4 protein-coding genes and 1 tRNA gene are annotated in these 3,358 nt (G+C 42.7%); all 5 read left to right on the top strand.

All coding sequences use genetic code 11. The features are described from left to right. Nucleotides 1–852: YicC/YloC family endoribonuclease (locus ACYVTD_RS10845; protein ID WP_461247787.1), on the top strand; the 852-nt coding region annotated here is incomplete at its 5' end. Between the two features lie 61 nt (nt 853–913). Further along, nucleotides 914–1,444, top strand: a complete 531-nt coding sequence (cmk, locus tag ACYVTD_RS10840; RefSeq protein WP_461247786.1) for a (d)CMP kinase — start codon at nt 914–916, stop codon at nt 1,442–1,444. Next, nucleotides 1,441–2,496, top strand: a complete 1,056-nt coding sequence (locus tag ACYVTD_RS10835; protein ID WP_461247785.1) for a hypothetical protein — start codon at nt 1,441–1,443, stop codon at nt 2,494–2,496. Before cmk ends, ACYVTD_RS10835 begins: the two co-directional genes overlap by 4 nt. After that, entirely contained in the window at nt 2,496–2,759 is a 264-nt protein-coding gene (locus ACYVTD_RS10830) for an EscU/YscU/HrcU family type III secretion system export apparatus switch protein (RefSeq protein WP_461247784.1), read from the top strand. Before ACYVTD_RS10835 ends, ACYVTD_RS10830 begins: the two co-directional genes overlap by 1 nt. 108 nt (nt 2,760–2,867) lie before the next feature. Next, a tRNA-Gly gene (locus tag ACYVTD_RS10825) sits at nt 2,868–2,939 on the top strand. Nucleotides 2,940–3,358 lie beyond the last annotated feature (419 nt).

The raw sequence follows: 3,358 nt of genomic DNA, 5'->3' as shown, positions 1-3,358 counted from the left end.
GGTTACGCATACCGGGAAAAACCGGGGCAGGAGTTATCGGTCTCTGTGGAAATTAAAGGCTGTAACAGCCGCTATCTGGAAATATCAGTAAGTCTTCCGCCGTGGCTTTCAATGTTGGAAACAGAAATCCGTGAAAAGATTTCAGATAACTGCGGCAGGGGAAAGGTCGATGTTTTTATCCGTATAAGGGAATATAACACGCCTGTGAATATAAGCGTAAATAAAAAAGCTGCAAAGGCATATTACAAAGCTATTAATGAAATGGCGAAAGACCTTGGCATAAAAGAAAAACCGTCGCTGTCAACAATCTTGGGAATGGAAGGCGTTTTAGAGATAGAAAAAAACCGTGATAATGAACGCTATCTGCGAGAAATTGAACCACTGTTAAATGACGCTGTTAAAATATTTTGCGAGGAACGGGACAGGGAAGGCAAACACACGCAAGAAGATATTCTTTCTCATCTTAGAGCGTTGGAATCATCGTTAAAAAAAGTTTCCTTGTTTGTTCCTGAAATTGAACAAACTTTAAAAGATAATATCAAAACGCGGTTTGCGGAATTGCTTGGGAATCAGGTAGATGAAAACAGAGTGCTTGCCGAAACCGCCCCTCAACTTTTAAAGTATACAATTTCTGAGGAAATCTCCCGCCTTACCTCTCATCTTGCGGAATTCAGAGCGGAGACCGAAAAAAATTCGCGACCTGGTAAAAAACTGGATTTTCTATGTCAGGAAATTAATCGCGAAGTCAACACAATCGGTTCAAAAAGCGCTATAATAGAAGTAACAAGCGAAGTTGTAAGTATGAAAGAAATGTTGGAGAATATAAGAGAGCAGTTAAGAAATATTGAATAGACTTGTTCAACAACAAACCGGATTGTTGAACAAGTCTAATAATGTCTTATAGGGGTGAAAGATGAAGAAGGACATTAAAATTGCTATTTCGGGAAGAAGCGGTTGCGGAAACACCACAGTCAGCAGAATGGTTTCGGAAAAATTAAATTTACGGTTTATCAATTTTACATTCCGCACTTTGGCGGAAGAAAAAAATGTAACTCTAAAAGATATACTTGAGCTTGCCGGAAAAGACGACTCAATAGACAGGGAAGTAGACGCTCGGCAGACAAAACTTGCCGCTGAAAGCGGCGGTTGTGTATTAGGTTCTCGTCTTGCTGTTTGGGTATTAAAAGAAGCGGATTTGAAAGTCTTCCTTGACGCAACTCCGCAGACAAGGGCGGCTCGGATTGTAAACAGGGAAGGCGGCAATCTTGAAGAAGTAGCCGCTTTTACAGCCCACCGTGACAAACAGGATCACGACAGATACTTGCGTCTTTATGGCATTGATACCGATGATTATAAATTTGTAGATTTAATAATTGATACGGGCAAATATAATCCCGAACAAATTAGAGATATGATTGTGGAACACGCTCATCGTATAAAATGATAGATAAAATAAATCAGCAAACTAACAATACCGAATTATTTTCAAAAAAAACCGATGCGGTAAAAAGCCAACCCGTTGCAAACGCTCCCAAATCATCTGTCGCTTCAAGTTCCAACACTCCTCGCTCCGCAGCGTCTCTCTCCGCCGCCTTTGGATTACCGCAAGATAAACTTTCGTCTTCTGTAATTTCCTTCGCCCGTGTTTTTTCTCTCCCCTTAAAACCCCAACTGCTTGCCGATTTACGTCGACACGCTCTTCCACCGCCAGCCTCTAATACTTCGCAAAACACAAATCAGTCTTCTGCGACCGCAACCGCCACAGAAGCCCCAAACCCCTCTTTTGCAACGGAAAAAACACGTCAAGCACTTTCGCTTTCCGCCGCCGCAGTTGAAAGCAAAGAGGTGGAGCTAACCCCAAAAGGACTTGAATCGTACTCGCAAGCCGTTGATCCCGATTCTCGGCGGCAAGACGATGACCGTCAGCGGAGACGGCACAATAGGGAACAAGATGAACAGGAAGAAAAAAATTCTTTTAAGACTGAATCTGCAAAAAAGCCTCAATATGGCGAAGTTTCCTCTCCTCAACTTACAGCGGACAGTCTTAAAAAAATGTTTTTAGAAAAAGAAAAGCAAACTCCGCTCCTTGAAGTTCTTAACAGGTTGCCGTGTAAAAACGGGCAACACTGGATCGTCCTCCCCTTTGATTTTGAAGAAGCCGATAAAAATTACAATGTCTCAATGAGGATATTGCTCGATGACAAACGCTCGTCAAATCCGGCTGTCTGCATGGCGTTGGATATTTTAGAAACCGCAGAGGCAACGCCCGATAAAAGATGGCTTTTTGTTACGGAGTCCGCAAACGACAAACCTATGCGTTTATCTGTCTATTTTCAAGACGAGCTTTCACAAAAAGCTCATTCCAAACTTAAAAGTGAATTAGCTACCCTTTTTAATATTCCCCTCGAACATATCAATATAAAAAATATGACAGAACCTTTCCCCTATGAATCTTCCTTTGCGGAAAATTTTTCTTCTATAGATGAGGCAGTTTAATGAAAAAAAGAAAGATTGCGTCAGCTATCGGCTATACTTCCGGCGATCCCGCTCCTGTGCTTTTGGCGTCGGGCAGAGACAGGGAAGCGCAGAGAATAATTGAAATTGCACAAGAGGCTGGGGTAGCGGTGGTGGAAGATTCGGCTCTTGCCGCCCTTCTGGACACAAGCGTAAAACCGGGCGATTTTATCCCTTCTTGGTGTTGGGAAGCGGCGGTAAAAGTGCTTGCCTTTGTAATTAAAGCCGATAAGTCCCCCTATTGACATTTTTTGCCGTTTTTGTAAGTATCAATATAAGGTTTTAATAGACGGATTTATAAGAAAACAACTAAAAACTTCAGTTTTTAACAGTTTTTTGTATGTCCGTATCTGGCGGCTGTCGTATAACGGCTATTACCCCAGCCTTCCAAGCTGGAGACGTGGGTTCGACTCCCATCAGCCGCTGCTTTAAGAGGGACTAATTTTTTCGAAGCAGAGCTTCAAAAAAATTAGAGAGATGCAGCGGCTGCCTTCGGTCAGCCGCTTTGCCTAGGCTGTCTTTTTTTGAAGCAGGGGCTTCAAAAAAACATGAGGAGGGTGAGTTGCCTTCGGTCAGCCGCTTGCCTAGGCTGTCTTTTTTTGAAGCGGGGCTTCAAAAAAACATGGAGAGGGAAGGTTGACTGTGGTCAGTCGGTTTTTCTGTGCTGTCTTTTTTTGAAGCGGAGCTTCAAAAAAACAAAAGAGGGGAAGTTGCTTTTGGGTAACTGCTTCCATATTATGAAGTTTTTTAGGGGCGCATAACTCAGCTGGTTAGAGTGCTTGCTTTACACGCAAGACCCGGATCATTCCAACTATTTACATAATAATCCACAATTTCCGCATCG

The sequence above is a fragment of the Treponema sp. R6D11 genome (assembly GCF_054786075.1).
Note: the sequence above shows the minus strand (reverse complement) of the source record. Positions and strands in the feature narration are given on the sequence as shown.

Excerpts from the sequence above, each read along its gene's own strand:
- cmk (WP_461247786.1), top strand. The coding sequence starts at position 914 with ATGAAGAAGGACATTAAAATTGCTATTTCGGGAAGAAGCGGTTGCGGA.
- ACYVTD_RS10835 (WP_461247785.1), top strand. The coding sequence starts at position 1,441 with ATGATAGATAAAATAAATCAGCAAACTAACAATACCGAATTATTTTCA.
- ACYVTD_RS10830 (WP_461247784.1), top strand. The coding sequence starts at position 2,496 with ATGAAAAAAAGAAAGATTGCGTCAGCTATCGGCTATACTTCCGGCGAT.